Origin of the sequence: Amycolatopsis sp. NPDC005232 (assembly GCF_040607795.1) — a bacterium.
Lineage (GTDB): Bacteria > Actinomycetota > Actinomycetes > Mycobacteriales > Pseudonocardiaceae > Amycolatopsis.
Genome location: NZ_JBEXHL010000039.1, coordinates 1 through 26113 on the forward strand (window position 1 = coordinate 1; position 26113 = coordinate 26113).

Genomic DNA, 26113 nt, shown 5'->3' on the forward strand with positions numbered 1-26113 from the left:
GCGGGTCGCGGTTGGCCGCACCGATCAGGCAGGTCACGGTGCTGCCGGCCGGCCCCGCGCGGGGCGGCCGGACGCGCCCGTCAGCTCGTGATGTCCCTCGTCGCGAACCGGCGACCGGCCAGCAGCAGGAAGATCGTGGTGTAGATGAGCGACGACAGCACGCCGCTCGCCATGTCCGACCAGTCGATGTCGGTCGAGATCAGGTCGATCCAGGCGAACGAGAAGTGCGTGGGCAGGTAGTTGCGCAGCCCTTCGAGCGCGGTGATCTGGTCGAGGATCTGCGACAGGATCGCCACCAGCACCGTGCCGCCCACCGCGCCCAGCGGGGCGTCGGTGGAGACGCTCAGCAGCAGCGCCAGCCCGGCCACCCACGCCAGCTGCACGATGATGTACACAGTGGACAGCACGAGCGCGATCATGCTGTCGCCGAAGGTGACCGCGTCGCCCGTGGGGCTGATCGCGTCACCCGCGCCGTACCAGATCACGCCCACCAGCAGCGACACCAGCGGCAACAGCACCAGTGCCGCGGCGGACAGCAGGCCCGACACGATCGCCTTCTGCCGCAGCAGGCGGTGCCGCGGCACCGGGATCGCGAGCAGGTACTTCAGGCTCGACCACGACGACTCGCTCGCGATCGTGTCGCCGAAGAACAGCGCCACGATCATCGGCAGCAGGAACGTGCCGGACACGAACAGCGCGAGCACCACGAAGTTCGGCGCGCTCGCCGTCGCGAGGTCCACGAACCCGCCCGAGCGGCGGTTCGGGTTCGACTGCCCGACCTCGAACGCGATCACCAGGATGAACGGCAGGATCGCCACGAATCCCAGCACCAGCTGGGTGCGCCGCCGCTTGAACTGCCGCTTCAGCTCCACGCCGAGGCGCAGCGTGCGCTCGGCGCGGTAGCCGGCGACGGCGCCGTCCGGGCCGACCTCCGCCTGCTCGGCCGTCGCCAGCTCGCTCAGCTCCCGCAGGGCGGCGGGGTCGGTGTGGACCCCGCCCGAACCGTTGGTGTTGCTCATGAGTTGTCTCCGACCAGCTGCAGGAACGCGTCTTCCAGCCGGCGCCGAGGCCCGGCCTGCTCCACCGCGACACCCGCGCGCACGAGTGCCGCCACCGCGTCGGCGCGGGCGAGCCCGTCGAGGTTCGCGTGCACGAGGTCACCCTCGACGTCGATGTCCGTGACGCCGCCGATGCCCTTGAGCGCCGCTGAGGCCGCCGCCGGGTCGCCGACGCGGAACGTCGCCTCGCCGCTCGCGGCCGCCAGCTCGCCGACCTCGCCCGAGGCCACGAGCGTCCCGCGGTGCATCACGACCACGTGCGAACACGTCTGCTCGACCTCGGCCAGCAGGTGGCTCGAGACGACGACCGTGCGCCCGGTGGCGGCGTAGCGCTGCAGGACCTCGCGCATCTGGTGGATCTGGGGCGGGTCGAGCCCGTTGGTGGGTTCGTCGAGCACCATGAGCTCCGGCAGGCCGAGCATCGCCTGCGCGATGGCGAGGCGCTGGCGCATGCCCTGGCTGTAGTTCTTCACGCGGCGGTTCACCGCGTCGCCCAGGCCCGCGATCTCGAGCGCTTCCGAGAAGTGGGCCTTCTCGGCGGGCCGCCCGGTCGCCGCCCAGTACAGCTCGAGGTTCGCCTTGCCCGACAGGTGCGGCAGGAACCCGGATCCCTCCACGAAGGACCCGATGCGCGACAGCACGGGTGCGCCGGGGGAGATCTTGTGGCCGAACACCCGGATCTCTCCCGCGGTCGGCGTGATCAGGCCCATCAGCATGCGCAGCGTCGTCGTCTTGCCGGCGCCGTTCGGGCCGAGCAGGCCGAGCACCTGGCCCGGCTCGACGCGGAAGGACAGGTCCTTCACGGCCACGAACCCGCCCGCGTACTGCTTGCGCAGCCCCTTGATCACGAGCGGCGTACTCGCCAGGTCCGGGTCGACGTCGTGCGCGCGCCGGCGGCGGATCGCGGCGAACACCAGCGCGAGGATGCCCACGAGCAGCGTCACGGCGATGCCGATCAGCTGGCCCTTCGGCGCCGGCGTGCCCACCGACGTCCCCGGCACGATCGGCACGGCGAGCGACGAACCCGACGCCAGCGCGATGCGGAACACTCCCGGCGCGGTCGGCGTCGAGAACGACTGGTCCGTGGTGCCGACCACGAGCCGCAGCGAGTGCCCGGCCTCGATCGGGCGCACGATGCCCGGCAGCGTCACCGTCACGTCCACCGGGGTGCCGTTCGCGGGCAGGTTCGCCACGCGGAACGGCGCGACGGCGTTGGCCGGCAGCACTCGGGTGCCGTCGGGGCCGACGTCGTAGAGCTTCGCGAACAGCACCGCCTCCGGCAGCGGGTGCGCCGGGTCGGTCGCGACCTGCAGCCGCACGGTGCTGGAACCCGCGATCAGGACCTGGCTGTCGAACGGCGCGCTGCGGAACTGCGCGGCCTGGCCCGGCGGGTCGGTGCTGAACAACGGCGCGAGCCGTGACGAACCCGCCGCCAGCCCGTTGAGGCCGGGGATGCCGCTCACGGCCGCGGGGTTGGCGCCCGCGGGCCGCACGGCGGGCTGCGGCGGACCGGCGAGCGCGACCTGGCGGCGTTCGGTGCCCGCGCCCGCGAGACCCGGGTACGCGTCGGTGCTGACCGTCCGGACGGACGGCGCGCCGTTGGCCCGCAGCGTGCCCTGCACGTCGTAGCTGAAGCCGGTGCCCGGGTCGCCGTCGCCGGTCAACGCCGCCCACAGGAAGTCGCCGATCTTCGCCCGCAGCTGCGGGCCGGGGACGCCGCCGTCGTGGCCGCCGGTGTACCAGATGGTGCGGACCTTGCCGCCCGCCGCGGCGATCTGCCGCGCGGTGGCGTCGGACTGGTCCAGACCGAACAGCGTGTCGCTCTCACCCTGCACGAGCAGTGTCGGCACGGTGATCTTGTCCGTGACGGACACAGGCGAGACGCGGTGCAGCAGCGCGACGGTCTGCGCGCTCACCTTCCCGGTGGTCGCCAGCTCCGTGTACGCCTGGCAGACCTGGGCGGTGAAGCGGCCGCACGGGTCCGCGGCCGGCGCCTGACGCGGCTGTGCCTGTCCGGCGACCGGGGCGGTGGCGGCCTCCGGATCGGTGCCGCCACCGGTGCCTCCGGTGCCGCCGACCGAGCCGCCGCTGCCGTCGGTCTCCTGCCCCGCCTCGGGAGCCTCGGCCGAGGAGGACGCACCCGCGCTCGGCGCGCCCGAACCGGAGGAGAAGAAGATGCCCGCCCAGCTCTTCTTGAACACGCCGTCGGGCGCGAACTCGCCCGCCGCCGGGGTCTTCGCCGCGGGCGGCGCGGTGGCGCCGGCGTTGGGGATCAGGCCCTGGGCCAGGTCGTTGTAGGTGATCACCGGGGCGACGGCGGCCACGCGCTTGTCGGTGCCGGCGAGCAGCAGCGACAGCGCGCCGCCGTAGGACGCGCCGGTGACGGCGATCTCCGGCGCGCCGCCCGCGCGGGTGGCGACGTCGTGGCTCGCGACGAGGTGGTCGATGAGCCGGCTCGCGTCGGCGACCTCCGCGTCGGGGTCGTTGAGGCCGATCTTGCCGGTGCTGCGGCCGAAACCGCGCGCCGACCAGGTCAGCACGACGAACCCGCGCTCGGCCAGCTCACGGGCCTGGGGGTCCACGCTGGACTTGTCGCCGCCGAAACCGTGGGCCAGCAGCACGGCGGGGGCGGGGGTCTTCTCGGGGTAGTAGGTGGTGGTGTCGATGCGGACCTGCTCGGCCGAGCCGGGCGCGGCCGGCATCTGCAGGAAGGCGTCCTGGGTCCGGACGGGCGAGGGCTGCGAGCCGCTCGTGGTCCAGACGGCCACGACGGCGGCGACGACCACCACGACCGCGGCCAGCGCGGTCAGCCGGGCACCGCGCGTGCGCGGCAACGGGATTCGGGGCACGTGCTGACGTTATTTGAGCTTCGCTGAGAGCCGCGCGCGGGGCTCACACGGATCAGACATCTTTTTTACTGATCCGACCAAAAGCAGGCCGACCCCACGCAGCACGTAACGCTGCTACGAGGCCATTCGGCCGTGACTGTGGTCGGATCAGTAACGATCGGCACAGTCACGCGAGCACCGGTGATCTTCGGTCCCGGTGACGGAGGTAACACCGCCGGTTCGGTGACGAGGGCAACCTCCGCTGGCGTTCGCGCGCCGTAACCGGCAAACTGGACGCGCTGTGAGGGGAGTATTCCTTCGCGGCGGTGTCGTCAGCACGGTGGCGTGGCCCCCGGCACCGTCGGCCGGTAGAAAGGAACCGGCGGAAGAGACCTCCGGTTAGTTGCTGCTACGCGCTATCCGGAGGTATGTGCTGTGATGACTGTTCCCTTGTGGTTATGGATCGCGACGGTCGGTGGCCTGCTGGCCCTGATCGCACTCGATCTGGTGATCGTCGACCACAAGCCCCACGCGATCAAACCGGCCGAGGCCGCGCGGTGGGTGATCTTCTACATCGCCTGCGCCGTCGTGTTCGGCATCGGGATCTGGGTCTTCGCCGGGCACGACCCGGGCGTCGAATTCTTCACCGGGTACATCACCGAGTACTCGCTGAGCGTCGACAACCTGTTCATCTTCATGATCATCATGGCGTCGTTCAAGGTGCCGGCCATCCACCAGCACCGCGTGCTGCTCGTGGGTATCCTGCTCGCGCTCGCGATGCGCAGTGTGTTCATCGCGGTGGGCGCGGCGCTGATCGCGCAGTTCGTGTGGGTGTTCTTCCTCTTCGGCGCGGTGCTGATCTGGACCGCGATCAGCATGCTGCGCAAGAAGGACGAGGAAGAGGAGTACCACGAGAACGCCGTGACCCGCTGGGTCCGCAAGGTCGCCCCGGTGACCAACGACTTCCACGGCCACAAGTACACGGTCAAGGTCGACGGCAAGCGGATGATCACGCCGATGCTCGTGGTGATCGTCGCCATCGGCTCGGCCGACCTGCTGTTCGCGGTGGACTCGATCCCGGCCATCTTCGGGATCACCCAGGAGGCCTTCCTGGTGTTCACCGCCAACGCGTTCGCGCTGATGGGTCTGCGCCAGCTGTACTTCCTGCTCGGCGGGCTCGTCGAGAAGCTGGTGTACCTGTCCTACGGCCTCGCGGTGATCCTCGCGTTCATCGGTGCGAAGCTGGTGGTGCACGCACTGCACGAGTACCACGTGGCGCCCGACTGGCTGGACATCAACAACTGGGTGTCCCTCGGCGTGATCGTGGTCGTGCTGGCGATCACCACCGTGGCGAGCCTCGCCAAGGCGAAAAAGGACGAGCGGGCGCGCGTACCGGCGGAATAAGTCTTTCGCTTAGCTAATGATCCGGTACGGTCGTCGGCATGCGACCAGCCGACATCGAAGCCCTCGTCGTCCCCGGCCGCCCCGCACTCCGGGGTGACCTGCTCCTGACCGCGGTCAAGCACCCCGACCTCGAGTCCAACTCCAACCACAGCGCGCTGCGGCGGGTGGGGCTCGGGGGAGGGGACACCTCGTGGACGCAAGGCCCGCACGACGCGGCCCCGGCGATCTCGCCCGACGGGCGCTGGGTCGCGTTCCTGCGGGCCGGCGACGGTCAAGGCGCCGAAGGCAGTGCGCAGGTGCACGTGATGCCGGCCGCGGGCGGCGAGGCCAAGCGGCTGACGGCGCTGCACCTGGGCGCCGACGCGCCGGTGTGGGCGCCGGACTCGCGGCGGCTCGCGTTCACGGCGCGCCTGCCGGAGGCGGGCCGCTACGGCACCGAGGACGCTGACGGCGAGAAGCCGGAGCCGCCCGCCGAGGCGCCGCGTCGGATCACCCGCTTCGACTACCGCATCGACGACGTCGGTTTCCTGCGCGACCGGATGAAGCGGCTGTTCGTGCTCGACGCCGTCGCGGCGCTGGAGGCAGCCGAACTCGCCGCGCTAGAGCCGATCTCGCCGGTCACCTACGACGTCGACAATCCCGTGTGGACGCCCGACGGCGAGCGCGTGGTCGTCGTGGTGCCGCAGGACTGGGACCGCGTGGAGACCGACTACCGCGACCTGGTCGCGTTCCCGGCCGGCGGCGGGGAGCCCGAGCTGCTCGTGGCGTGCCACGGCTACGCGGAGCAGCCCGTGTTCGGTCCCGACGGCACCCTGTTCTTCTACGGTTCGTCCTACGAGGACGGCCACCGCGAGGCCTGCAACGCCGGCCTGTACGCCGCCACGATCGGCACCGGCGGTCCCGTGAAGGCGCGGCGGCTGACCGACATCGAGACCGTCGACGTGGAGAGCGGTTCCGGCCCCGCCATTCCCGTGAACGGCGAGGTGCTCGTGGCCGTGCGCAACCGCGGCGCCGTGGAGCTGCGCGCGGTCCCGGCTTCCGCCGACGCGGCCGTGCTGGCCGACCTGCGCGTGCTGCACGACGGCCACGTGGTGGTCCGCGGGTTCGCGGCCGACGGCGACACGATCGTCGCCGTGGTCGCCACGCCGGAGTCCTCGGGCGACGTGGTCGTGCTCGACGCCGGCGGCCCGCGCGTGCTCACCGACTACTCGAAGCCGTTGCGGGACAAGGGGTTGCGCCCCGTCGAGGAACTCGCCACGACCTCGCCCGACGGCCACCCCGTGCACGGCTGGCTCGTGCTGCCCGAGGGCGAGGGCCCGCACCCGGTGCTTCGGGTCGTGCATGGCGGGCCGTTCGCGCAGCAGGACTGGGCCGTGTTCGACGAGGCCCAGGTCTACGCCGCGGCCGGCTACGCCGTGGTGCTCGGCAACCCGCGCGGTTCGGCGGGCTACGGGCAGAGCCACGGCCGCGCGATCACCTTCGGGTTCGGCACGGTCGACGTCGACGACGTGCTCGCGCTGCTGGACAAGGCGCTGGAACGGCCCGACCTCGACTCTTCACGCGTCGGCATCATGGGCGGTTCGTACGGCGGGTTCATGACCAGCTGGGTCGCCTCGCACCACCCGGAGCGGTTCAAGGCGGCGTGGAGCGAGCGCGCGGTCAACGCGTGGGACTCGATGGTCGGCAGCTCCGACATCGGCTACTTCTTCGTCGACTCCTACATCGGCACCGACCCGGAGGTGCTGCGCGACCGCAGCCCGCTGACCTACGCGGCCGACATCACCATCCCGTTCGCGGTCGTGCACTCCGAACAGGACTGGCGTTGCCCACTGGAGCAGGCGCAGCGCATGTTCGTGGCGCTGCGCCGCGCGGGTGCCGATGCGGAGTTCCTGCTGTTCCCGGGCGAAGGCCACGAGCTGTCGCGCGCGGGGCGCCCTCGCCACCGCGTGCAGCGCTTCGACGCGGTGCTGGAGTGGTGGTCGCGCCACCTGGGCTGAGTGCTCAGTTGAGGAGCATGTAGTTCAGCTCTTCGCAGACCCGGCCGAGCGGGACGTCGAGCCCCGGGTGGTCCAGCGGCAGCAGGACATCCGGGGCGATCGGCAGCGCGGCGCCCGCCGGCGGGTCCCACAGGCACACGGCCGGGTCGCCGGAGTCCATCGACGAGCGGTACCAGAGACCGTCGAGGTCGGGCAGCGCGCTGCGGATCGCGCGCGCCCAGGCCTGGGTGATCTTCTTCGGCCCGCTGGAGATCTCCTGCGACGCGCCCACGCGCGTGGGCCACAACCCGGTGAGGTCGAGCAGCCGCAACGGGCGCATCGGGCGCACGACCACGAGCCGCGGCCCGCGCGTCTTGCGGTCGACCGTCGAGCTCGTCTGGAACACCTCGGCGACGCTCGTGCGCACGGTCAGGCCGAAGTACAGCACGCCGTTGCCCGGGTCGGTCACGGGCTGGCCGCCGCGGCCGGGCGGCTGCTGGTCGAACCGGCCGTGCGGGAGCGGGCCGGTGTAGCGGAACGAGTTCCACTGCTGCGGGTGGTTGCCGTGCGCGGTGAAGATGCGGACCAGCCTGGTCTCGGGCTGCACAGCCACCACGTCGTGGGCGCGGTCCAGCTCCTTGACCAGCACGGATCGCGCGGGCGGCAAGGGGAGCCGGGCCATGCGTCGGGGGTCGTCCGTCCTGTGTCGGTGATCTTGGGCGTCGGGACAGCCTAGAACGGCGAGCCGAGCGTGGCGACGAGGCGCGCGACCTGCTCGGGATCTCCACCCGAGAGGAGCCACTGGCGCGGGGTCGCGGGCCGGTCGCTGATCACCAGGTCGTCCTGCGGGGTGTTCATGAACGCGGCGACGACGAGCGCGGGCTGGTCCTCGGGGATCGCGTGCAGCACCACCTCGAGGCCGGGCAACACGCCTGGGCCGTTGAACTGCCACGACGGCAGCCGCCAGCCCTGGTCCTTCCAGCCCGTGAGCCGGCCTTCCTTGAGGCGGTGTCGGATGCGGCTGTCGTCGATCTTCAGCGCCTTCGCGGCCTGGGTGACGGTGAGCGCGGAGTCGGCGAGCACGGCGTGGGCGGCCACGGTGCGCGCGCGGAAGTCGGGCTCGTCGTCGCCGTGGGGCGTGAGGTCGAGCCCCACGTCCGCCAGCGCGGCCTGCTGGTCGGGCGAGAAGTAGTGCGACGGGTCCGGGTTCGGCGGCGACAGCCTGCGCGCCGCGTCCTCGACGAGCGTGAGGAACTCCGTGGCGTCGGCCTTGAGCCCCGCCTTGGCGAGGACGTTCTCGAGCGCGACTGACATGCGCTCAGACTAGCTCGCATGTGCGGGTTCGTGCGGTTCGTCACCGGATTTGCGGGTGAATTCACCAGAGATCGACACGTAGTGCACAGAAACCAACACGGAGTGTAGGCGATTTCGTGTCAGTCTGCCGGGCCGGTGCCGGTGTGTCCAGGCTTTCGTGCCCTTGACACTCCGCTGCGGCCCCTTTACGTTCGGTTGGTAATCGATTTCCCGCCTCGTGCTGTTGCGGGCTCCGGTGGTTTCGGCCGCCGGTGCTGGGGGGACAGGGGGTGGGACGTGCCTGGTGGACCGGTACTGGCCGGTCCACCAGGCACGTCGTCTTTTCGGGGTTTTCCGCGCAGTTTCACGCCGCCTTGGGCGCAATTCGGGGCCATGGGCGCGAATTGCGCGACGTGATTTCCGCGCGCCTCAGCGGCGCGAGCTCTGCCGTTCGATGAGCCGCGCTTCCAGTGTCGTCGTGGTGGGGCGGCGGGTGCTGTCGGTGATGCGGGCGAGCAGGAGCTGCGCGGCGACCCGGCCGACTTCGTAGGCGGGCTGCGCGACGACCGTCAGCGGCGGGTCGATCAGGGTTGTCCAGGGGGCGTCGTCGAAGGAGACGATGCCGACGTCGCGGCCGGGGCGCACGCCGCGGCGCGCGAGGGTTTCCAGGACGCCGATCGTCATGGTGCTGTTGGCCACCAGTAGCGCGTCCGGGGGGCCGGGCAGCTCGAGCAGCTCGGTGGCGGCCACCCGCGCGCCCTCGGCGCGGTACTCGGCGCGGCGGAAGAGCGCGTTCTCCTCGCCGACGGCGTCGAAGTAGCCGGCGAGGCGGTCGTCGGCCGTGCGGACGCCGGCGGGGCCGGTCAGGCACGCGATGCGGCGGTAGCCGCCGGCCACGAGGTGGCGGGTCGCGTCGCGCGCGGCGCGGCGGGTGTCCACGAGGACCTGGTCGCCGTCCGGGCCGGTGAGCGGCCGGTCGACCGCGACCACGGGCGTGCCCTGGCGGCGCAAGCGGTCGACGTTGGTGGAGCGGCCAGTGGGGGAGAGCACGACGCCGGCGACGCGTTCCTGGAGCGCGACGTCGATGTAGCGGCGCTCCTTGTCCTCGTTCTCGTCGGAGTTGCACAGCACGACGGAGTAGCCCGACACCTGCGCGAGGTCCTCGACGCCGCGCGCGATCGCCGTGAAGAAGGGGTTCTCAATGTCGGAGATGATCAGCGCCAGCACGGCCGTCTCCTGGCGGCGCAGGTTCCGGGCCAGGCCGTTGGGGTGGTAGCCCAGCTCCTCGGCCGCCACGAGCACCCGCGCGGCGAGCTCCGGGTCCACTGTGGACTTGCCGTTGAGGGCCCGGGACACCGTGGCGGTGGAGACGCCGGCGCGCGCGGCGACGTCGCTGATCGTGGCCACCGTGACCTCCTCCAGCCGTCCTTGACACCCTCGTCCCCCGAAGAATAGCGTCCCGGGTAATCGTTTACCGTCCGCATACGGGGAGTCGCGGTGGATCCGGGCCTGCTGCTCGGCATCGACATCGGCACGTCCAGCTCGAAGGGCGTCCTCGTCGGTGTCGACGGGACGATACTGGCGCGCGCCGACCGTGCGCACACCACCTCCCGCCCGCGGCCAGGATGGTTCGAGCATGACGCGGAAACGGTGTGGTGGGCCGACTTCACCGCCCTGGTGCGCGAGCTCACCGCGGCGGCGGGCGATCGGCCGCTCGCCGGGCTGGCCGTAAGCGGTATCGGGCCGGTGCTGCTGCCCGCCGACGCCGACGGCCGGCCCCTGCGCCCGGCGATCCTCTACGGCGTCGACACGCGCGCGGGCACGGAGATCGCCGAGCTGACGGCGGAGCTGGGTGAAGAGTCCATTGTGGAGCGTGGTGGCAGTGCACTGTCCAGTCAGGCCGTGGGACCCAAGTGGCGCTGGCTGTTCCGGCACGAGCCCGAGGTCGCGGAGCGCGCCGAACTGTTCCTCATGGCGAGCTCGTACCTCGTGCTGCGGCTGACCGGCGAGTACGTGCTCGACCACCACTCGGCGAGCCAGTGCGACCCGATGTACGACCTGCGCGCCGGTGCGTGGGCCGAGGACTGGGCCCGGCTGGTCGCGCCCGGCGTGCGGCTGCCGCGGTTGGCGTGGCCAACGGAAGTGGCCGGCACGGTTTCCGCCGCGGCGGCCGCGGCGACCGGGCTGCCCACGGGCCTGCCCGTCACGTGCGGCACGGTCGACGCGTGGGCCGAGGCGGCGAGCGCCGGCGTGCGAGCGGCCGGCGACACGATGCTCATGTACGGCACCACGATGTTCCTCGTGCAGACCGCCGCCGAGCCGCGACCGGTGCCGGGCCTGTGGGCCACGCGCGGCGCGTTCGAAGGCACGTTCTCGCTCGCCGCCGGCATGGCCACGTCCGGTGCGATCACCGACTGGCTGCGCGACCTCGTCGGCGGCGAGTTCGCCGACCTGGTCGCCGAGGCGGGCGACGTGCCCGCCGGGAGCCGCGGACTGCTGATGCTGCCGTACTTCGCCGGCGAACGCACCCCGGTGCCGGACCCGGCCGCGCGCGGGGTGCTCGCCGGGCTGACGCTCTCGCACACCAAGGCCGACCTCTACCGCGCCGCGCTGGAAGGCACCGCGTACGGCGTGCGGCACAACCTCGAGACGATGGGCTCCGCTGAAGGCCGCCGCCTCGTCGCGGTCGGCGGCGGCACGCAGGGTCGCGTGTGGACGCAGATCGTGAGCGACGTGACGCGCGCCGAGCAACACGTGCCCACCGAAACGATCGGCGCGGCTTTCGGGGATGCGTTGCTGGCCGCGTTCGCCGTGGGGCTCGAGCCCGACATCGACGCGTGGAACCCGGTCGCCGCCGTCGTGCGGCCTGATCCCGCGCGCGCCGACGTCTACGACGAGTTCTACGCCCGCTACCGCGCCCTGTACCCCGCGACGGTCGACATCGCGCACTTCCTTGCCGTGCAACAGGAACGCGCGGCTCAGGCTCCGGAGAAGTAGGCGCTCGGCGTGAGGCCGGTCAGCGCCCGGCACTCCCGCGACAGGTGGGCCTGGTCGGCGTACCCGGCGCCGGCGGCGAGGTCGGCCAGCCCGGGCGCGCGCGGCGCGAGAGCGATGGCGCGTTGCAACCGCAGCACGCGCAGGTAGGTCGCGGGTCCGTAGCCGACGGCGACGGTGAAGCGGCGCCGCAGCTGCCGTTCACTCACGGCCGTCGGCGGGGTGCCCACGCGGGCCGGCGCGGTGTGCAGGTGCGACAGCAGCGCGGCCACGGCCGGGTCGGGGTCGGCTTCCCGGCCGGCCACGACGTCGGTGAGGCAACGCGCACCGCTGAGCACCGCGTCGGTCAGCAGCTCCCCGCGGCGGCCCCACACCTCGGCCAGCGGGAGCCGGCGGTCGCGCAGCTCGTCGGCCGCGACGCCGAGCACGGCGGGCGCAGCGCCGGGGTGGAAGCGCAAGCCGTGCAGCGGGGTGCCGGGCGAGGTGACCGACGACCACGCCTCGGTGTCCGGGCCCGCGACGAAGACCTCGCCGTCGCCGGCGACGAGGTCGACGCAGCCGTCGGGCACGATCCGCTCCGGGCCCGCCGGGACCGACCGCCACAGGCAGCGGACCACGGCGCGCAGCGGCTCGGGCGCGAGCGTCTCCGAGTACACCCCCCGATCATCCCCTCCGGGTACGACAGAATGCGACCCATGACCCCGATCGACGCGCTGGCCTGGGTCCATGTCCGCGACCGGCGGCTGCTGTCGGTGCGTACGCGGGGCAAGGCGAAGTTTTACCTGCCGGGCGGCAAACGCGAGCCGGGCGAGGGCGACGTCGCGGGGCTGTGCCGCGAGATCCGCGAAGAGCTGGGGGTGGAGCTCGACCCGCTGACCTTCCGCTTCTTCGCGCTGCTCGACGAGCAGGCCGACGGGTTCGCCGACGGTCGCCGCGTGCGCATGACCTGCTACACGGCCGAACACACGGGCGAGCCGGCGCCGTCGGCCGAGATTGCCGAGGCGGCGTGGCTGGGCTTCGCCGACGCCGCAGCGTGTCCGCCGGCCGGGCAGCGCGTCCTGCGGATGTTGGCCGAGCAGGGCGTCGTGGACTGACTCTCCGTGACCGGCTATCACGACGGTGTTATCGGCATCGTCCGTGGTGACCACACCGGTGACTGGTCCACGGGGGCACCCGTAAGGGTGAAGTTTCACCAACTTTGTGCGGTTGGCTAACGCCGAGTGACGTTCGGACGAGAACCAGACGTCGTACTCGTCAGAAGTGCGCTCGAACGAGAGAAGACCTCTCCATGAGTGTTCCTGCCGCGACCCCTCCGGCATCGCCGCCGGGCGCGGGTGGTCCGGGCCGGCTCAAGCCGCTCGGCAGCGTGGTCGTCGTGGTCGGCGTCATCGCCGTCGCGATCGCTGTGGCCTCGTACGTCACGCCCAAAGCGGCGCCGACGGCCGGTGAACCCGGCCAGGTGTCCCCGACCGAGGTCGCGCAGGCCGAGCCCGTGGCCGTCAAGAACGTCACCCGCACCATCGTCTACTCGCTCGAGGGCGAAGGCGGTGCCCGCAACCTCACCTACGTCGCGGCCGACGCGGGCCTCGAGCAGCAGACCGAGGTCACCACGCCGTGGTCGGTCACCGTCACGCGCACCGCGCCGGCCGGCGAAGCCGAGTTCGCGAGCCTCGCCGCGCAGAGCGCCGGGCCGGGCGCGCTGACCTGCCGCATCACCGTGGACGGCGCCGTCGTCGCCGAGAAGTCCGTGGCGGAGGAGGGCGCGCAGCTCAGCTGCACCGCGTGAACCACGACGTGCGCCTCGGGTAGGCCGTTCCTGCGGCAGGATCACAGGCGTGAACGGTGCGATCGGGTTCGGGCCCGCCTTGGTGATCGTCCTGGCGTTGCTCACGCTGGCGGGGGCCGGGGTGGTGCGCTTCGGCGGGCTGGGTCAGGGCCGGGCGGTGCTGCTGGCGGCGGTCCGCGCGGTCGCGCAGCTCGCGCTCGTGTCCCTGGTGATCACGCTGATCCTGCGGTCGGGCTGGCTCACCGGCCTGTTCGTGCTGCTGATGTTCTCGATCGCGGCGGTCACGTCGGCTTCCCGCATCGGCGTGCCACGCCGGATCGGCTGGGTGGCGCTGGCACTGGCCTCGGGCGTCGCGCCCGTGCTGGCCCTGGTGCTCGCTTCCGGAGTCGTGCCGCCGGAACCGATCACGGTCGTGCCGATCGCCGGCATCGTGATCGGCGGGACGATGACCGCGACGTCGCAGTCGGCACGCCGCGCGCTCGACGAGCTCGCCCAGCGCCACGGCGAGTACGAAGCCGCGCTGGCACTGGGTTTCCTGCCCCGGCTGGCCGCGCTGGAGATCTGTCGTCCCTCGGCCGGGCAGGCACTGATCCCGGCGCTCGACCAGACGCGCACGGTCGGGTTGGTGACGCTGCCGGGTGCGTACGTGGGTCTGCTGCTCGGAGGTGCGGGCCCGATCCAGGCGGGTATCGCGCAGGCGCTCGTTCTGATCGCGCTGCTGGCCGCGGAGGCCGTGGCCGTGCTGACGACGGTGCAGCTCGTCGCGGCGGGGTTCATCCGCCGCGACGAGCCGGTGCGCCGCCGGTGGACCTTCGCGTGGGTGCCGCGGCGTCAGCCGAGCGGGGCCGCCAGGTGAGCGGTGTCGTTGAAACGCCGCACGAGCCAGCGGTCGCCCTGCACCACGAGGTGGGAGATGGATCCGTTGTCCGCGCCCAGGAACGCGAAGCGGTCGACCGCGCGGCTCGCCTGCGCGAAGACTTCGCCGATCACGCCGCCGTGGGTGAACACCGCGACACGGCGGTCGGGGTTGGCCGCGGCGATCCGCATGAGCGCCCGGCGGATGCGCCGGCCGAACGCCTCGTCGGACTCCGCGCCCGGGATCACCGCCCAGCGCTGCTCGGTCCAGAGCCGGTCGACGATCGGGTGGCCTTCGGTCGTGTACTGGCGGAAGAGCCCGTTTTCCCAGTCGCCCAGGTGGATTTCGCGCAGCTCGGGCACGACCTCGAGCGTGAGGCCCAGCTTCTCGGCGAGCGGCGCGGCGGTCTGCACCGTGCGCCGCAGCGTGGTGACGTAGAGCGCTTCGATGCGCTCGCCGACGAGCCGTTCGCCGATGCGGAGGGCGTGGTCGCGGCCTTCGGGTGCGAGGTCGGGGTCGGCCTGGCCGCCGACGAGGTCGAACGGCGCGCTGATCCGCGCGGGCGCGGATTCTCCGTGGCGCACCAAGAAGATCTCGGTCGCTCCCGGCGGGGGGCTGAACCGGTGCTGGCGGTATTCGACTTCCTGCTCGGGCGTGCTCATGGCCCCGACCCTAGCCGGGCCGGGTTGCGAGCCGGGGTCCTCAGCCCAGCTGTTTGTCCACGAAACACCACCGCCACGTCTCACCCGGTTCGAAGCTGCGCATGACGGGGTGGCGCTCGTCGTGGAAGTGGCGCGTCGCGTGTTTGCGCGGCGAGGAGTCGCAGCACGCGACGTTGCCGCACTTGACGCACATGCGCAGGTGCACCCAGGTCGTGCCTTCCGCGATGCACGCGGCGCAGACGTCTTGGGAGCTCGGGTCCACGTCGCGCCACGGGTGGGCCAGGTGTTTGCAGGAGCGCGCCGTGACGGCCGGGGTGCTCAGCTCGCGTGCGACGACCGGCGCTTCTTCTTCGACGCGGTCGAGCAGCGACTCCTCGATGTCGAGCCGGGCGAGCACGCGGCGCAGCACGGTGTCGTCGGCCGTGCCGTTGTCGCGCGCCAGCAGGAACTGCTCGCGGTCGACCTCCAGCAGCTGCAGGCGCAGCCGCCGGTAGGCGTCGCTCGGGGTCTCGGCGAGCGCGCTCTGGCGGCCGAGCTGCTCCCACGCCGAGTCGGCGCGGTACTGGAGGCGGTCGCGTAGCCGTTCGATGATGTCCGGCGGGTCGTCCGGGGTGCTGATCTCCTCGAGCTTCGCGAGCGAAGCGCGGGTCATGTCGTTGACCACGGCGGCTTCCTGCAGCGCGTCCTCGGCCGGGTCGGGCCGCGGCAGGCGCAGGCGGCGGATCAGCGTCGGCAACGTCATGCCCTGCACCACGAGCGTGCCCGCCACGACCACGAACGCGGCCAGCACCAGCACGGCGCGCTGCGGGGTGTCGGCCGGGAGCACGAACGCCGCGGCGAGCGTGACGACACCGCGCATGCCGGCCCACGCGATCACCGCGGAGTAACGCCAGGGCCAGATCTTCGGCTTCTTGACGAAGCGGGCGGTGAGGCGCTTCTGCACGCCGATGCCGACCAGCCACAGCACGCGCGTGAGGATCACCGTGCCGAGCACCGCAGTGCAGATGCCGACGAGCTCCCATACCGACAGGCCCGTCTTGGAGACCTCGATGAGGATCCCGCGCAGCTGCAGGCCGATCAGCAGGAAGACCATGTTCTCCAGCAGGAACTGCACCGTCTGCCAGTTGAGCCGCGACGCGAGCCGCGTGGAGCCGGAGAGGATGCGCGGCGACTCGTGGCCGAGCATCAGGCCGCAGACGACCACCGCGAGCACCCCGGAGCCGTGCGCGACCTCGGCCAGCAGGTAGGCGACGAACGGCACGGCGAAGGAAAGCGCCGTGTCCGTGACCGGTTCCTCCAGGCGCTTGCGCAGCTGGGTCGCGACAAGGCCGACCAGGAGGCCGACCACGATCCCGCCGAACGCGGCGAGCAGGAAGTCGAGCCCGACCTGCCAGAGGCTGATCGACCCGGCGATGGCCGCGATCGCGGTGCGCAGGGTGACCAGCGCGGCGGCGTCGTTGAACAGGCTCTCGCCCTCCAGCAGCCGCACGAGTTTGCGCGGCATGCCGACCCGGCGCGCGACCACACTCGCCGCCACCGCGTCGGGAGGCGCGACCACCGCGCCGAGCGCGATCCCCGCGGCGAGCGGCAGGCCCGGCACCACGGCCCAGGCGACCACGCCGACGCCGAACGCGGTGAACACGACCAGGCCCACCGACAGCACGAGGATCGGCCCGCGCAGCTTGTTGAACGCGACCAGCGACGTCTGGATCGACGCCGAGTACAGCAGTGGGGGCAGGAGCCCGATCAGCACGACCTCGGGGTCGAGCTGGTAGTCGGGCAAGCTCGGGATGAACGACGCCGCGACCCCCACCGCGACCAGACACAGGGGCGCCGACCAGTCCAGACGCCTCGCGATGACCGTGACGACGAGGACCGTCACGACCAGCGCCACCAATTCCGCCGCGATGTGCACGGGGGTAATCATGACCCGCGCACGGCCGCGGGTGCTCGCGGGACACGGAACTCGCCACCGGCCCGGGTGTCCGCCGTGGTCACTAGGCTGGTCCACGTGACGACGGTGGAGACGCGAGCCGGTGCGGTGCGTGGCGAAGTGCGCGACGGAGTGGGGTATTTCCTGGGCGTGCCCTATGCCGAGCCGCCCGTGGGTCCGCTGCGGTTCCGGCCGCCGCGGCCGATCGGAAGCTGGACCGGCGTCCGCGACGCGAGGCGGTTCGCCGCGCGGGCTCCGCAGCCGGAGGTGACCGGGCGTGGGTTCACCGGCGAGGAGGACTGCCTCCACGTCAACGTCTACGCGCCGGCCTCACCCGGGCCGTACCCGGTGCTGGTGTGGATCCACGGCGGTGGCGGGGTGATGGGCTCGCCGCACCAGTTCGACGCGTCGGCCTACGCGCGCCGTGGCGTGGTCGTGGTGACCGTCGGCTATCGCCTCGGGGTGCTGGGCATGTTGCGGCTGCCCGGCGTGTCCGAGGGCAATCTTTCACTGCACGACCAGGTGCTCGCGCTGGAATGGGTGCGCGACAACGTGGCCGCGTTCGGCGGCGACCCGGACCGGATCACGCTCGCCGGACAGTCGAACGGCGGGCGCACGGTCGGCACGTTGCTGGCGGTGCCGCGGACGCGGGGGCTTTTCCACCAGGCGATCGTGCAGAGCGGCACGGGCGTCGGCTCGGTCGTGCACACGCCGGCCGAGGGCGAGGCCGTGGCGGCGGCGCTGCTGGCCGACCTCGGCGTGCCCTCGGGCGAGCTCGCCACGCTGCCGGTGACGCGGATCCTCGAGGCGCAGCAACGGGTCGCGGCCGCTTCGGGGAAGCTCGTGACCTACCGCGTGATCGTGGACGGAGATCTGCTGCCCCGGTTTCCGGGTGAGGCCGTGGCCGACGGGGCCGCGCGCGACGTTCGGGTCCTCGCCGGCACGACGGCCGACGAGCAGGACCTGTTCTCCTGGCTGCAGACCGGCGCGAAGCTGCTCGGCACCGGCTCGACGATGCTCGACGACGAGACGATCGCCAAGGGCGTCGCCGCCTACCGCGAGCTGCTGCCGGACTGGCCCGAGGACCAGCTGCGCAACCGTGTGCGGACGGCCGGCGACTGGTGGCTGCCCGCCATCCGGCTGGCGGAGGCGCAGCACGCCGCCGGCGGCACCGCGTGGATGTACCGGCTCGACTGGCGGATTGCGCCGCGCGGCAAGGGGCTCGGCGCCGTGCACGGGCTCGACCTGCCGCTGATGTTCGACGACATCGGCAACAAGAACTGGCGCTTCCTGTTCGCGCTGGCGAAACCGGATCCGGCTCGGCTGCAGGCGATGGCGGCGCACATGTTCGACGTGTGGGTCCGCTTTGTCGCAACGGGCGACCCGGGCTGGGCGCCGTACGAGCCTGGCGCACGGATCACGCGGCTGTTCGACGACGTGAGCACGACCGTGTCCGATCCGGACGCCGAGCAGCGCCGGCTGTGGGATTCCTTGTGAGCGCCAGTCAGAGCGCAGTTTCAGAGGGCAGTTTCAGAGGGCAGTTCTAGAGGGCACTGACGTAGAACCATTGGCCGGCTTCGCGGACGAAGCGGCTGTTCTCGTGCAGTGCGTCTTCGTTGCCGCGGAAGCGGTAGTGCGCGCGGAACTCGACGGTGCCCTCGTTCTGCAGCAGCCCGCCGCCTGTGCCGCCGAGGATGTCGAGGCCGGTCCACTCCTGGCCGTCGTCGAGGCGCAACCGCTTCGGGCGGGTGTCCGGGTGCCAGGTCGCCAGCAGATACGCGGGATCGGCGACGGCGAACGCGCTGTAGCGCGAGCGCATGAGCAGCTCGGCGGTCGGCGCGGTCTGGCGGCCGTCGTGGAAGCGGCCGCAGCACTCGGCGTAGGGCTGCGGCAGGCCGCAGGGACAGCGTGGGTCAGACGCGGGCACGCTTGACCCCGGCCTGGGCGGATTCCTGCGCGCCCTTCACGGCCAGCCGGTCGGCGCGCTCGTTCTCGGGCAGGCCGGCGTGGCCCTTGACCCACAGCCACTCGACCTCGTGGCGCTCGCCCGCGGCGTCGAGGCGCTGCCACAGGTCGGCGTTTTTCACGGGCTGCTTCGCCGCGGTCTGCCAGCCGTTCTTCTTCCAGCGCGGCATCCACTGCATCACGCCGTTGCGGACGTAGGTGCTGTCGGTGTAGATCCGCACGACCGAAGGTCGCGTGAGACTTTCCAGCGCGCGGATCGGCGCCATCAGCTCCATGCGGTTGTTGGTGGTCACGGTGTCCTCGCCGCCGTAGAGCTCGCGCTCGTGGCGGCCGTAGCGCAGGAAGGCGCCCCAGCCGCCCGGGCCGGGGTTGCCGCTGCACGCTCCGTCGGTGTAGATCTCCACGGCCTCTTCGCTCACGCAGCGACCCTACCGAGCGCGTCAGGCGAAGTGGCGGAGGCTCGGCCAGAGTGCCGACCACGCGGCCGTGGTCCCGGTGCACAGGGCGACCGGGGTGCCCTGCTCGTCGTTGTCGATCCCGGCGTCCTGCACGGCGACCTGGCGGCAGCCGGTGAACGCGCGGGCCGGGCGGTCGAACGTGCCGACGAGCACCACGGCCCCGTCCATCCGGTCGGGCGGCGGGCCCCAGTCGGCGTACGACATGTGGCCCGAGTACGGCGTGGGCAAGTCGTGAGCCGGGCCGTAGCGCTCGATCGCGCCGGCTTCGCCGTAGTTGCTGGTGAAAACGACGGCGTCGGCCTTCTCGGGGATCTGCCGCCAGACGTCGGCGACGGTCGTGACGAACCCCGGCCAGCCGATCTGCTCGCCCTGCTCCTTGTTCAGCGCGAGCACCGGACCGAGGGCTTGCGCCGGCACGATCGGCAGCCCGATGGCGAGGGAGACGGCCGCCCCGAGCGCCGCGGCGACCAGCCACCACCGCCTCGCCCGGCGGCGCGCGAACCACTCCAGTGCGGGTTGCACGCCGGCGGCGGTGAGCAGCATCAGCAGCGGCAGCGAGTAGTACGGCTTGCCACCGAGCGCGAGCAGGATGACGCAGAGAATCGGGTAGGCCAGCGAGAGCGAGCGCAGCCGCGGCGTCTTCCACAGCCGTACGATCCCGGCGATCCACACGGGCACCAGGGCGGGGGACAGGTACGCGATCTGCAGCGGGACGAACATCAGGCGGTTCTCGGCGCCGTCGTTCTCGCTGATGCCGCCGGCGAACGCGACCATGGGCCAGCCGTTGCGCGCCTCCCAGACGAGCACGGGCGCGACCGCCGCGAGCGCGATGGCCGCGCCGGCCGCCAGCCACCACGTCCGGAACACCTTGCGGGGCCCCGTGACGAACACGCTGACCGCCAGCGCGACGAGCAGCAGGGGCACGAGCCACTTGTTGAGCAGCCCGACGCCCGTCGCCGCGCCGATCGCGAGCCACCAGCGGCCGTCGCCGGTCTTGAGCAGCTTGACGGTGAACAGCCCCAGCGCCGACCAGACGAGCATGTCGATCGTGGTGGTGGACAGCATGTGCGAGACGACGAGGACGTAGCCGGACAGGGCCGTGACCACGGCGGTGATCACCTGACCCGCGTATCCGGCCCCGAACTCCCGCGCGACCAACGCCAGGACGATCACGGTCGCCACCCCGGCGAGCGTCGCGACCACCCTCAGCCCGGGCGGCGTGTCCCCGAACAGGCTCGTCGCGAGCCTCGCCAACGCCGGCGTCAACGGCGGCTGGTCCACGTACCCCCACGCCAGCCTGTTCCCGGCGGCGACGTAGTAGAACTCGTCGCGGTGGAAGCCGTACCCGCCGGACAACACCGTGAGCACCGCGGCCTGCACCAGCACCACGACCCCGACCCCGCCCGCCGCGAACGGCGCTCTGGTCTTCGTGGCTGTCTCCGAAGCGGTTTCCCCCATGGCTCCCCCTCACCCGGAAGGCGGATCGTAACGCCGTTCCGAGATCGACAGGGCCCACGTTTCCGACCCGAGACTCGACGGGGCCGGGTCAGCGCGGCGACACGTCACGGATTGCCTGGACCACGGCGTCTGGCCGGAGCCAGGCGAGGCCCGAGTGCCCGGCATCGTCCAGGCGGCGGACTTTTGCTTGGGGGAGTGCGGCGGTCAGGTCGGTGTACAGCCGGTGCTTGGCTTGATTGGACTCGACCAGCGACGCGCGTGCTTCGGGCGGCAGCAGCTCCTCGGCGAACGTGTCGATCCCCATGGCGGACACGAAGATCAGCGGCACGTCGGGATCAGGCCCGGCGTCGCGGACCTCGCCGAACAGCTGCGGCAGGTTCATCGGCTCCCGCAGGGACTGCCGGTAGCGCTCGCGGCTGAACCCCTGATCCAGCAGCGGTTCGCGGATCTCGGCGGGCCAGCCGGCGAGCGCCCGGCCGAAGGTGGCCCGGTACGCGGTCCGCATCGCGTCCAGCTGCTCGGGCGAGAACAGGTCCTCGGTGCTCGAGTTCCGCAGCAGCCGGGCCTTCTCCTCCGGCAGGTAACCGACGATGTCCTCGTGTGTCGGGTCGAGCAGGACCAAGCCCGCGACCTCGCCGGGGAACCGCTTCGCGTAGAGCCGGGCGTACAGGCCGCCGAGTGAATGCCCGACCAGTACATACGGGCCGGACACAGCCGCGGTGCGCAACAGCTCGTGCAGGTCGTCGGTCACCTGCGTGCCGCTGCGGGGGAGCTCCACCACGTCGCTCCAGCCCGTGCCGAGCCGGTCGTAGAGCACGCTCGTGGTGAACTCCGCGACGAGGTCGTGCACGTTCCAGTAGTAGAGGCCGAACATCCCGCCGCCGGCCAGGAAGACCACGGGCGGCCCACCGGTGCCGGACCGGTGCAGCAGCATCGCTCCGCCCGGGACCTCGTAACGCTTCCCCAGCGGGGGCTCGGCCCCGCTTCCGGTGTTGTTCGACATGCCCTGTGCTCCTGTCGCCGTCGGCATCCACCCGAAGATATCGGCGCCCGCATGATGGGACGCGGAACAACGCCCGCGGCGAGGCGTTGTCCCCAGCACGGGTCGACGGAAGGGGCAAGCATGACGGCGAGCACCAGGGACTTCACCCAAGCCCGGCAGGACTGGAAGCTCCAGCGCGAGAAGGAGCTGGCCGACCCCTACGGCTGGCTGGCGCTCGTGTCCCTCGACTGGCTGGACGACGAGCCGCGCAGCTACGGGGACCTGCCCGGGAAGTGGTGGCAGGACGAGGAAGCCGCGTACGTCGATCCGGACGGTGCGGACCTCGAGCACGAGGGCGAGAAGGTCACCGGTGTCAAGCGGATCGAGCTGGTGAACAGCGGCGCCGGGACGAGGGTGAGGGCCGGGGCCGTCGAGGTGGAGATCGCGAGGCGGTCGGGGTACCTGATTCGGGTGCACGATCCCGAGGCGCCGGTGCTCGCCGGGTTCCGCGGTGTGCCGGCGTATGAACCGGATGAGAGCTGGGCCGTCGAAGGGCGGTTCGAGGCGTTCGAGGAACCGCGGCCGGTCACGGTGGGGGCCGTGGTCGAGGGGCTGTCGCACGTCTACACCGCGCCCGGCAAGGTCCGGTTCACCCACGATGGTGCCGAGTACACGCTCACCGCCTTCAACGGGCGCGAAGGCGGGTTCACGATCCTTTTCACCGACGCCACCAGCGGCGTCACCACCTATGCTGCCAACCGGTCGGTGTCGGTGGACAAGCCGGACGAGCGCGGCCGCGTCACGGTGGACTTCACGAGGGCCCGCAACCTGCCCTGCGCGTTCACCGACTTCGCGACGTGCCCGCTGCCGCCCGAGGGCAACCGGCTCCCGTTCGCCGTGGAGGCGGGGGAGAAGCTGCCCTACGAGCGGCAGTAGACCTCACTCGCCGCGGAACTCGGGGCGACGCTTGGCGCGGAAGGCGGCCAGGCCTTCGGCGAAGTCCTTGGTGGCGAACAACGACGACTGGCCGGTCCGCTCCAGCTCGAACGCGCCGTCGAGCTGGGCCAGCGACGAAGCGGCCAACGCCCGCTTCGTCTGCGCGAACGAAGCCGTGGGGCCCTCGGCGAGCTGCTGGGTGAGGCGAGCGACCTCCGCGTCGAAGTCGGTGTCCGGCACGACGTGGGAGATCATGCCCCACTCCAGGGCCTGCGGAGCCGGCACACGCTCGGCCAGCATCGCCATCCGCGCCGCCCGGGCGCGGCCGATGGCGGCGGGCACCAAAGCGGTGGAGCCGCCGTCGGGCATGAGACCGACGGCGGCGAACGCCAGCAGGAAGTACGCCGACTCCCGCGCCACGCACAGGTCCGCGGCCAGCGCGAACGAGCAGCCCACGCCCACGGCCGGGCCGTTCACCGCGGCCACCACCGGCTTCGGGATGTCGCGGAACAGGCGCGTGAGCCGGTTGGCGGCGTCGATCGTGCCCGTGTCCGGGTCGGCTTCGATGTCGCTGCCGGCGAGATCGGCGCCGGCGCAGAAGGCGCGCCCGGCGCCGGTCAGCACGACCACCCGCACGCTCGCGTCCGCCAGTGCTTCCTCCACGGCGTCGCCCGCGCGCACGAGCATCGCGGTCGTCACGGCGTTGAGCCGGTCGGGCCGGTCGAACTCGATGCGCAGCGCGGCACCGTCCTGCTCGATCTTCACTGGCACATCAACTGGCGCGGTCAAGGAAGGGCCCCTTTCAGGCGAGTCCGGCGTGGCGGCTGACGTACGCCCGGGCGCGCGTCGGGTCGTAGGTGCGGGCGATCTGCAGTTTCTCCGCCTCCAGCGAACCTTCCGCGTGCGTGGCGAGCACGGCCTGGTAGCCACCGTAGTCGCGGGCGGTGAGGTCGGCGATGAGGTTCAGCAACCGCAGCCGGGGCTCGGCCGGCACGGCGGCCGCGTAGTACTTCTCCAGCACCGCGCGGATCTCCGGGTTCGCCCAGTCCTCACCGCCGGGGCCGGTGGCGAGCAGACCACCGGCGAGGTCCATGAGCTTCGCCGCCGCGTCGTGGAAGCCGTGCGCGAAGGTGTACTTCGCCGTGTTCACGGCGACGGGGTCGGGCTGCTGGATGCCGTCCTGCCCGGGCCGCGACCGCAGCGCGGCCAGCTCCGCGAGCCCGCGCACCGTCTCGGCGTACGCGATGAGCTGCGTGATCTTGTCCTTCACATGTCCGGCGCGCGCGATGCCGTTGTACTCGGCGATCAGCGACGCCGAACCCACGAGCAGGTCGAGCAGCGGCAGCTTGTAGTTGATCGCGGTGAACCGGTGGTAGTCCACGAACGCGATCGCCAGCGGCCCCGCGAGTTCCGGGCGCCGGTTCAGGAACACGCGCTCCTTCGGCACCCGCACATCGTTGAACACCGTGAGGCTCTCGAGCATCTTGTGCTTCGACGACAACGGGAACTCGAACTCGTTGCGCTCACCGGCGAGGTAGGGCGACACGTAGATGTCCAGACCCGGCGTGTCGACCGGGATCGCGAACGACACCGCGTAGTCCGCGTCCTCGGGTCCCATCGCGCGCGTCGGCAGCACGATCAGCTCGTCGGCGTTGGCCGAGTACGACGTGTGGCACTTCGCACCGCGCACGGTGATCGAGTCGGCGTCCTCGTCGACGATCCGCAGGTACAGGTCCGGGTCGGCCTGCTGGTGCGGCGCGAGCGAACGGTCGCCCTTCACGTCCGTCTGCGCCACGGCCAGCGCCAGGTCGTCGCGGCACACGCGCTCGTGGAACGCCTTGGCACGCTCCAGCTCCTCACCTTCGAGCGTGCGCAGCAGCGCGAACATTGCGTCGCTGCCCACCTCCTTGAGCACGATGATCCCGCCGCCCAGCCGGGAGACGGTCTCGATCAGCTCACCGCGTGCCCGAAGCTGTTCGGCCGAACGCGGCACCCGGTAGAACGCCGAGTACCCCTCGGCCACGGCCAGCTCGGGGTGCGACTGCGCGATGTCGAAGCAGTGCGCGGAGTGGTCCACCGCGAGCGTCAGCTCCGGGTGGTCGCCCACGCTCGTCACCCGCTGGCCGCGATAGAACACGCGACGGCCGTCGCGCAGCCCGTCCCGGTACTCCTTCGCCGTGCGCAAACCCATGTAACGCCTGCCTTTTCGTGAGAGAGGGTGGTCAGTTGCCCGCGGCGAGATCGCGACCGATGATCTCTTTCATGATCTCGGTGGTGCCGCCGTAGATCGTCTGGATGCGGGAGTCCACAAAGGCCCTCGCGACGGGGTACTCCAGCATGTAGCCGTAGCCGCCATGCAGCTGCACGCAGCGGTCGATCACGCGCTTCTGCAGCTCGCTGGCCCACCACTTCGCCTTCGCCGCGTCGACCGCGGTGAGGGTGCCGGCGTTGAGCTCGTGCACGCACACGTCGAGGTACGCGGCCGTCACATCGCGTTCGGTGGCGATCTCCGCGAGCACGAAGCGGGTGTTCTGGAAGTCGCCGATCGCCTTGCCGAACGCCTTGCGGCTGAAGCAGTACTCGCGCGTCTCGGCGAACACCGCGTCGACGCTCGCGAGGCTGCCGACGGCGATCGACATGCGCTCGCGCGGCAGCCGTTCCATCAGGTGCGCGAACCCGCGGCCCTCGGTGCCGAGCAGGTTCGCCACCGGCACGCGTACCTGTTCGAAGAACAGCTCCGCGGTGTCCTGGGCGTGCAGGCCGACCTTGTCGAGCTTGCGTCCGCGCGTGAAGCCGGGGGTGCCGTCCTCGACCACGATCAGGCTGAACCCGCGCGAACCCGCCGCCGGGTCCGTGCGCGCCACCACGATCACGAAATCGGCGTTGATGCCGCTGGTGATGAACGTCTTCTGTCCATTGAGGACCCATTCGTCACCGTCGCGCACCGCCGTGGTGCGCACACCCTGCAGATCGCTGCCCGCGCCGGGCTCGGTCATCGCGATGGCGCCGATCAGCTCGCCCGAAGCCATGCCCGGCAGCCACTTCCGCCACTGCTCATCGGTGCCGAGGTCCTGCACGTAGGGAATGACGATGTCGTCCTGCAGCCCGAAACTCGAGTGCAGTGAGGCCGCCCCGACCCGCGCCAGTTCCTCGGCCACGACCACGCGGTAGCGGTAGTCCGGCTGCCCGGCGCCGCCGTACTCCTCCGGCACGGCCAGCCCGATCACGCCCTGCTTGCCGGCGGCGCGCCAGACCTCGCGGTCGATCAGCCGGTCGGCGTCCCACCGGCCGAGGTTCGGCACGACTTCGCGTGCGGTGAACTCCCGGACCAGTTCGCGGTAGGCCTCGTGGTCGGCGGTGAAGAGCTGGCGCTGCACGGTGCCCCCTGCGTCGTCGAAAGTTATCTAACGATCGTTAAACACGCCCGCCGCTGTCAAGAGACACGGGTCACTGTATATCTAACGATCGCTAAGTTACCTTCAGTGGCGAAACAGAGTCCCGAACCGAACGTAGGCCGAACGAGG

At 71.6% G+C, this 26113-nt stretch carries 23 protein-coding genes; 8 read left to right on the plus strand and 15 right to left on the minus strand.

The features are described from left to right. Positions 1–80: 80 nt before the first annotated feature. Both ABZU76_RS43260 and ABZU76_RS43265 read right to left on the minus strand, forming a co-directional pair. A complete protein-coding gene (locus ABZU76_RS43260; RefSeq protein ID WP_220242017.1) occupies positions 81–1019 on the minus strand; it encodes an ABC transporter permease subunit in 939 nt (312 codons plus the stop codon). After that, positions 1016–3907 carry an alpha/beta fold hydrolase gene (locus tag ABZU76_RS43265; RefSeq protein ID WP_354881692.1) on the minus strand — a complete coding sequence of 964 codons (2892 nt, stop codon included), beginning with the start codon at positions 3905–3907 and terminating at the stop codon, positions 1016–1018. The genes ABZU76_RS43260 and ABZU76_RS43265 overlap by 4 nt, the downstream gene beginning before the upstream one ends. Positions 3908–4324: 417 nt before the next feature. Between ABZU76_RS43265 and ABZU76_RS43270 the strand changes: the two genes are divergently transcribed. Together ABZU76_RS43270 and ABZU76_RS43275 are read left to right on the plus strand one after the other, a co-directional pair. Beyond that, positions 4325–5290 carry a TerC family protein gene (locus tag ABZU76_RS43270; protein ID WP_354881695.1) on the plus strand — a complete coding sequence of 322 codons (966 nt, stop codon included), beginning with the start codon at positions 4325–4327 and terminating at the stop codon, positions 5288–5290. A 38-nt stretch (positions 5291–5328) separates the two neighbouring features. After that, the gene (locus ABZU76_RS43275) at positions 5329–7287 is read left to right on the plus strand and encodes a S9 family peptidase (protein WP_354881698.1); all 1959 of its coding nucleotides are present in this window, start codon (positions 5329–5331) and stop codon (positions 7285–7287) included. Between the two features lie 4 nt (positions 7288–7291). Here the strand turns inward: ABZU76_RS43275 and ABZU76_RS43280 are convergent, their stop codons facing one another. From ABZU76_RS43280 to ABZU76_RS43290, 3 genes are all read right to left on the minus strand, one after another. Then, complete coding sequence (locus ABZU76_RS43280; protein ID WP_354881701.1) at positions 7292–7948, minus strand: RES family NAD+ phosphorylase; 657 nt, start codon at positions 7946–7948, stop codon at positions 7292–7294. A 50-nt stretch (positions 7949–7998) separates the two neighbouring features. Then, positions 7999–8580, minus strand: coding sequence for a DNA-binding protein (locus ABZU76_RS43285; protein ID WP_220242012.1), 582 nt, complete (start codon positions 8578–8580; stop codon positions 7999–8001). A gap of 408 nt (positions 8581–8988) precedes the next feature. Then, positions 8989–9966: a LacI family DNA-binding transcriptional regulator gene (locus ABZU76_RS43290; protein ID WP_354881704.1), complete on the minus strand. Its 978-nt coding sequence runs from the start codon at positions 9964–9966 to the stop codon at positions 8989–8991. A gap of 90 nt (positions 9967–10056) precedes the next feature. Between ABZU76_RS43290 and ABZU76_RS43295 the strand changes: the two genes are divergently transcribed. Beyond that, the gene (locus ABZU76_RS43295; protein WP_354881707.1) at positions 10057–11556 is read left to right on the plus strand and encodes an FGGY-family carbohydrate kinase; all 1500 of its coding nucleotides are present in this window, start codon (positions 10057–10059) and stop codon (positions 11554–11556) included. On the opposite strand, the gene ABZU76_RS43300 is transcribed toward ABZU76_RS43295, so the two are convergent. Further along, a complete protein-coding gene (locus ABZU76_RS43300; protein ID WP_354881710.1) occupies positions 11538–12209 on the minus strand; it encodes a helix-turn-helix domain-containing protein in 672 nt (223 codons plus the stop codon). The two genes, ABZU76_RS43295 and ABZU76_RS43300, sit on opposite strands and share 19 nt — an antisense overlap. 39 nt (positions 12210–12248) lie before the next feature. Here ABZU76_RS43300 and ABZU76_RS43305 point away from each other — a divergent pair, with 39 nt between their 5' ends. The 3 genes from ABZU76_RS43305 to ABZU76_RS43315 all read left to right on the plus strand — a co-directional run bounded on the left by ABZU76_RS43305 (position 12249) and on the right by ABZU76_RS43315 (position 14195). Beyond that, entirely contained in the window at positions 12249–12647 is a 399-nt protein-coding gene (locus tag ABZU76_RS43305; protein ID WP_354881713.1) for an NUDIX domain-containing protein, read from the plus strand. Positions 12648–12841: 194 nt separating this feature from the next. After that, positions 12842–13339, plus strand: coding sequence for an MmpS family transport accessory protein (locus ABZU76_RS43310; protein ID WP_354881716.1), 498 nt, complete (start codon positions 12842–12844; stop codon positions 13337–13339). Between the two features lie 49 nt (positions 13340–13388). Further along, positions 13389–14195, plus strand: coding sequence for an ABC transporter permease (locus ABZU76_RS43315; RefSeq protein ID WP_354881718.1), 807 nt, complete (start codon positions 13389–13391; stop codon positions 14193–14195). On the opposite strand, the gene ABZU76_RS43320 is transcribed toward ABZU76_RS43315, so the two are convergent. Together ABZU76_RS43320 and ABZU76_RS43325 are read right to left on the minus strand one after the other, a co-directional pair. Beyond that, entirely contained in the window at positions 14171–14857 is a 687-nt protein-coding gene (locus ABZU76_RS43320; RefSeq protein WP_354881720.1) for a histidine phosphatase family protein, read from the minus strand. The two genes, ABZU76_RS43315 and ABZU76_RS43320, sit on opposite strands and share 25 nt — an antisense overlap. Positions 14858–14897: 40 nt before the next feature. After that, positions 14898–16772, minus strand: a complete 1875-nt coding sequence (locus ABZU76_RS43325; protein ID WP_354881723.1) for a Na+/H+ antiporter — start codon at positions 16770–16772, stop codon at positions 14898–14900. 96 nt (positions 16773–16868) lie between these two features. Here ABZU76_RS43325 and ABZU76_RS43330 point away from each other — a divergent pair, with 96 nt between their 5' ends. Beyond that, on the plus strand, positions 16869–18287 hold the full coding sequence (locus ABZU76_RS43330) for a carboxylesterase family protein (RefSeq protein WP_354881726.1): 1419 nt from the start codon (positions 16869–16871) through the stop codon (positions 18285–18287). Positions 18288–18333: 46 nt separating this feature from the next. On the opposite strand, the gene ABZU76_RS43335 is transcribed toward ABZU76_RS43330, so the two are convergent. From ABZU76_RS43335 to ABZU76_RS43350, 4 genes are all read right to left on the minus strand, one after another. After that, positions 18334–18717 carry a YchJ family metal-binding protein gene (locus ABZU76_RS43335; RefSeq protein ID WP_354881729.1) on the minus strand — a complete coding sequence of 128 codons (384 nt, stop codon included), beginning with the start codon at positions 18715–18717 and terminating at the stop codon, positions 18334–18336. Next, positions 18704–19174, minus strand: coding sequence for a ribonuclease HI (rnhA, locus tag ABZU76_RS43340; RefSeq protein WP_354881732.1), 471 nt, complete (start codon positions 19172–19174; stop codon positions 18704–18706). The genes ABZU76_RS43335 and rnhA overlap by 14 nt, the downstream gene beginning before the upstream one ends. 21 nt (positions 19175–19195) lie before the next feature. Continuing rightward, a complete protein-coding gene (locus tag ABZU76_RS43345) occupies positions 19196–20671 on the minus strand; it encodes a glycosyltransferase family 39 protein (protein WP_354881735.1) in 1476 nt (491 codons plus the stop codon). Positions 20672–20759: 88 nt separating this feature from the next. After that, a complete protein-coding gene (locus ABZU76_RS43350; protein WP_354881738.1) occupies positions 20760–21674 on the minus strand; it encodes an alpha/beta hydrolase in 915 nt (304 codons plus the stop codon). 120 nt (positions 21675–21794) lie between these two features. Between ABZU76_RS43350 and ABZU76_RS43355 the strand changes: the two genes are divergently transcribed. After that, on the plus strand, positions 21795–22589 hold the full coding sequence (locus ABZU76_RS43355; protein ID WP_354881740.1) for a DUF1684 domain-containing protein: 795 nt from the start codon (positions 21795–21797) through the stop codon (positions 22587–22589). Positions 22590–22592: 3 nt separating this feature from the next. On the opposite strand, the gene ABZU76_RS43360 is transcribed toward ABZU76_RS43355, so the two are convergent. The 3 genes from ABZU76_RS43360 to ABZU76_RS43370 are packed head-to-tail and all read right to left on the minus strand — an operon-like array spanning position 22593 to position 25966. Next, on the minus strand, positions 22593–23354 hold the full coding sequence (locus tag ABZU76_RS43360) for an enoyl-CoA hydratase-related protein (protein WP_354881743.1): 762 nt from the start codon (positions 23352–23354) through the stop codon (positions 22593–22595). A 37-nt stretch (positions 23355–23391) separates the two neighbouring features. Next, entirely contained in the window at positions 23392–24780 is a 1389-nt protein-coding gene (locus tag ABZU76_RS43365; RefSeq protein WP_354881746.1) for a 4-hydroxyphenylacetate 3-hydroxylase N-terminal domain-containing protein, read from the minus strand. Positions 24781–24811: 31 nt separating this feature from the next. Then, the gene (locus ABZU76_RS43370) at positions 24812–25966 is read right to left on the minus strand and encodes an acyl-CoA dehydrogenase family protein (RefSeq protein ID WP_354881749.1); all 1155 of its coding nucleotides are present in this window, start codon (positions 25964–25966) and stop codon (positions 24812–24814) included. Between the last annotated feature and the right edge of the window lie 147 nt (positions 25967–26113).

Bases quoted from the DNA above. Each gene is read 5' to 3' on its own strand.
- ABZU76_RS43350 (WP_354881738.1), bottom strand. From the start codon at position 21,674: ATGTCGAACAACACCGGAAGCGGGGCCGAGCCCCCGCTGGGGAAGCGT.
- ABZU76_RS43345 (WP_354881735.1), bottom strand. From the start codon at position 20,671: ATGGGGGAAACCGCTTCGGAGACAGCCACGAAGACCAGAGCGCCGTTC.
- ABZU76_RS43270 (WP_354881695.1), top strand. From the start codon at position 4,325: ATGACTGTTCCCTTGTGGTTATGGATCGCGACGGTCGGTGGCCTGCTG.
- ABZU76_RS43355 (WP_354881740.1), top strand. From the start codon at position 21,795: ATGACGGCGAGCACCAGGGACTTCACCCAAGCCCGGCAGGACTGGAAG.
- ABZU76_RS43285 (WP_220242012.1), bottom strand. From the start codon at position 8,580: ATGTCAGTCGCGCTCGAGAACGTCCTCGCCAAGGCGGGGCTCAAGGCC.
- ABZU76_RS43275 (WP_354881698.1), top strand. From the start codon at position 5,329: ATGCGACCAGCCGACATCGAAGCCCTCGTCGTCCCCGGCCGCCCCGCA.
- ABZU76_RS43260 (WP_220242017.1), bottom strand. From the start codon at position 1,019: ATGAGCAACACCAACGGTTCGGGCGGGGTCCACACCGACCCCGCCGCC.
- ABZU76_RS43320 (WP_354881720.1), bottom strand. From the start codon at position 14,857: ATGAGCACGCCCGAGCAGGAAGTCGAATACCGCCAGCACCGGTTCAGC.
- ABZU76_RS43365 (WP_354881746.1), bottom strand. From the start codon at position 24,780: ATGGGTTTGCGCACGGCGAAGGAGTACCGGGACGGGCTGCGCGACGGC.
- ABZU76_RS43310 (WP_354881716.1), top strand. From the start codon at position 12,842: ATGAGTGTTCCTGCCGCGACCCCTCCGGCATCGCCGCCGGGCGCGGGT.
- ABZU76_RS43305 (WP_354881713.1), top strand. From the start codon at position 12,249: ATGACCCCGATCGACGCGCTGGCCTGGGTCCATGTCCGCGACCGGCGG.
- ABZU76_RS43280 (WP_354881701.1), bottom strand. From the start codon at position 7,948: ATGGCCCGGCTCCCCTTGCCGCCCGCGCGATCCGTGCTGGTCAAGGAG.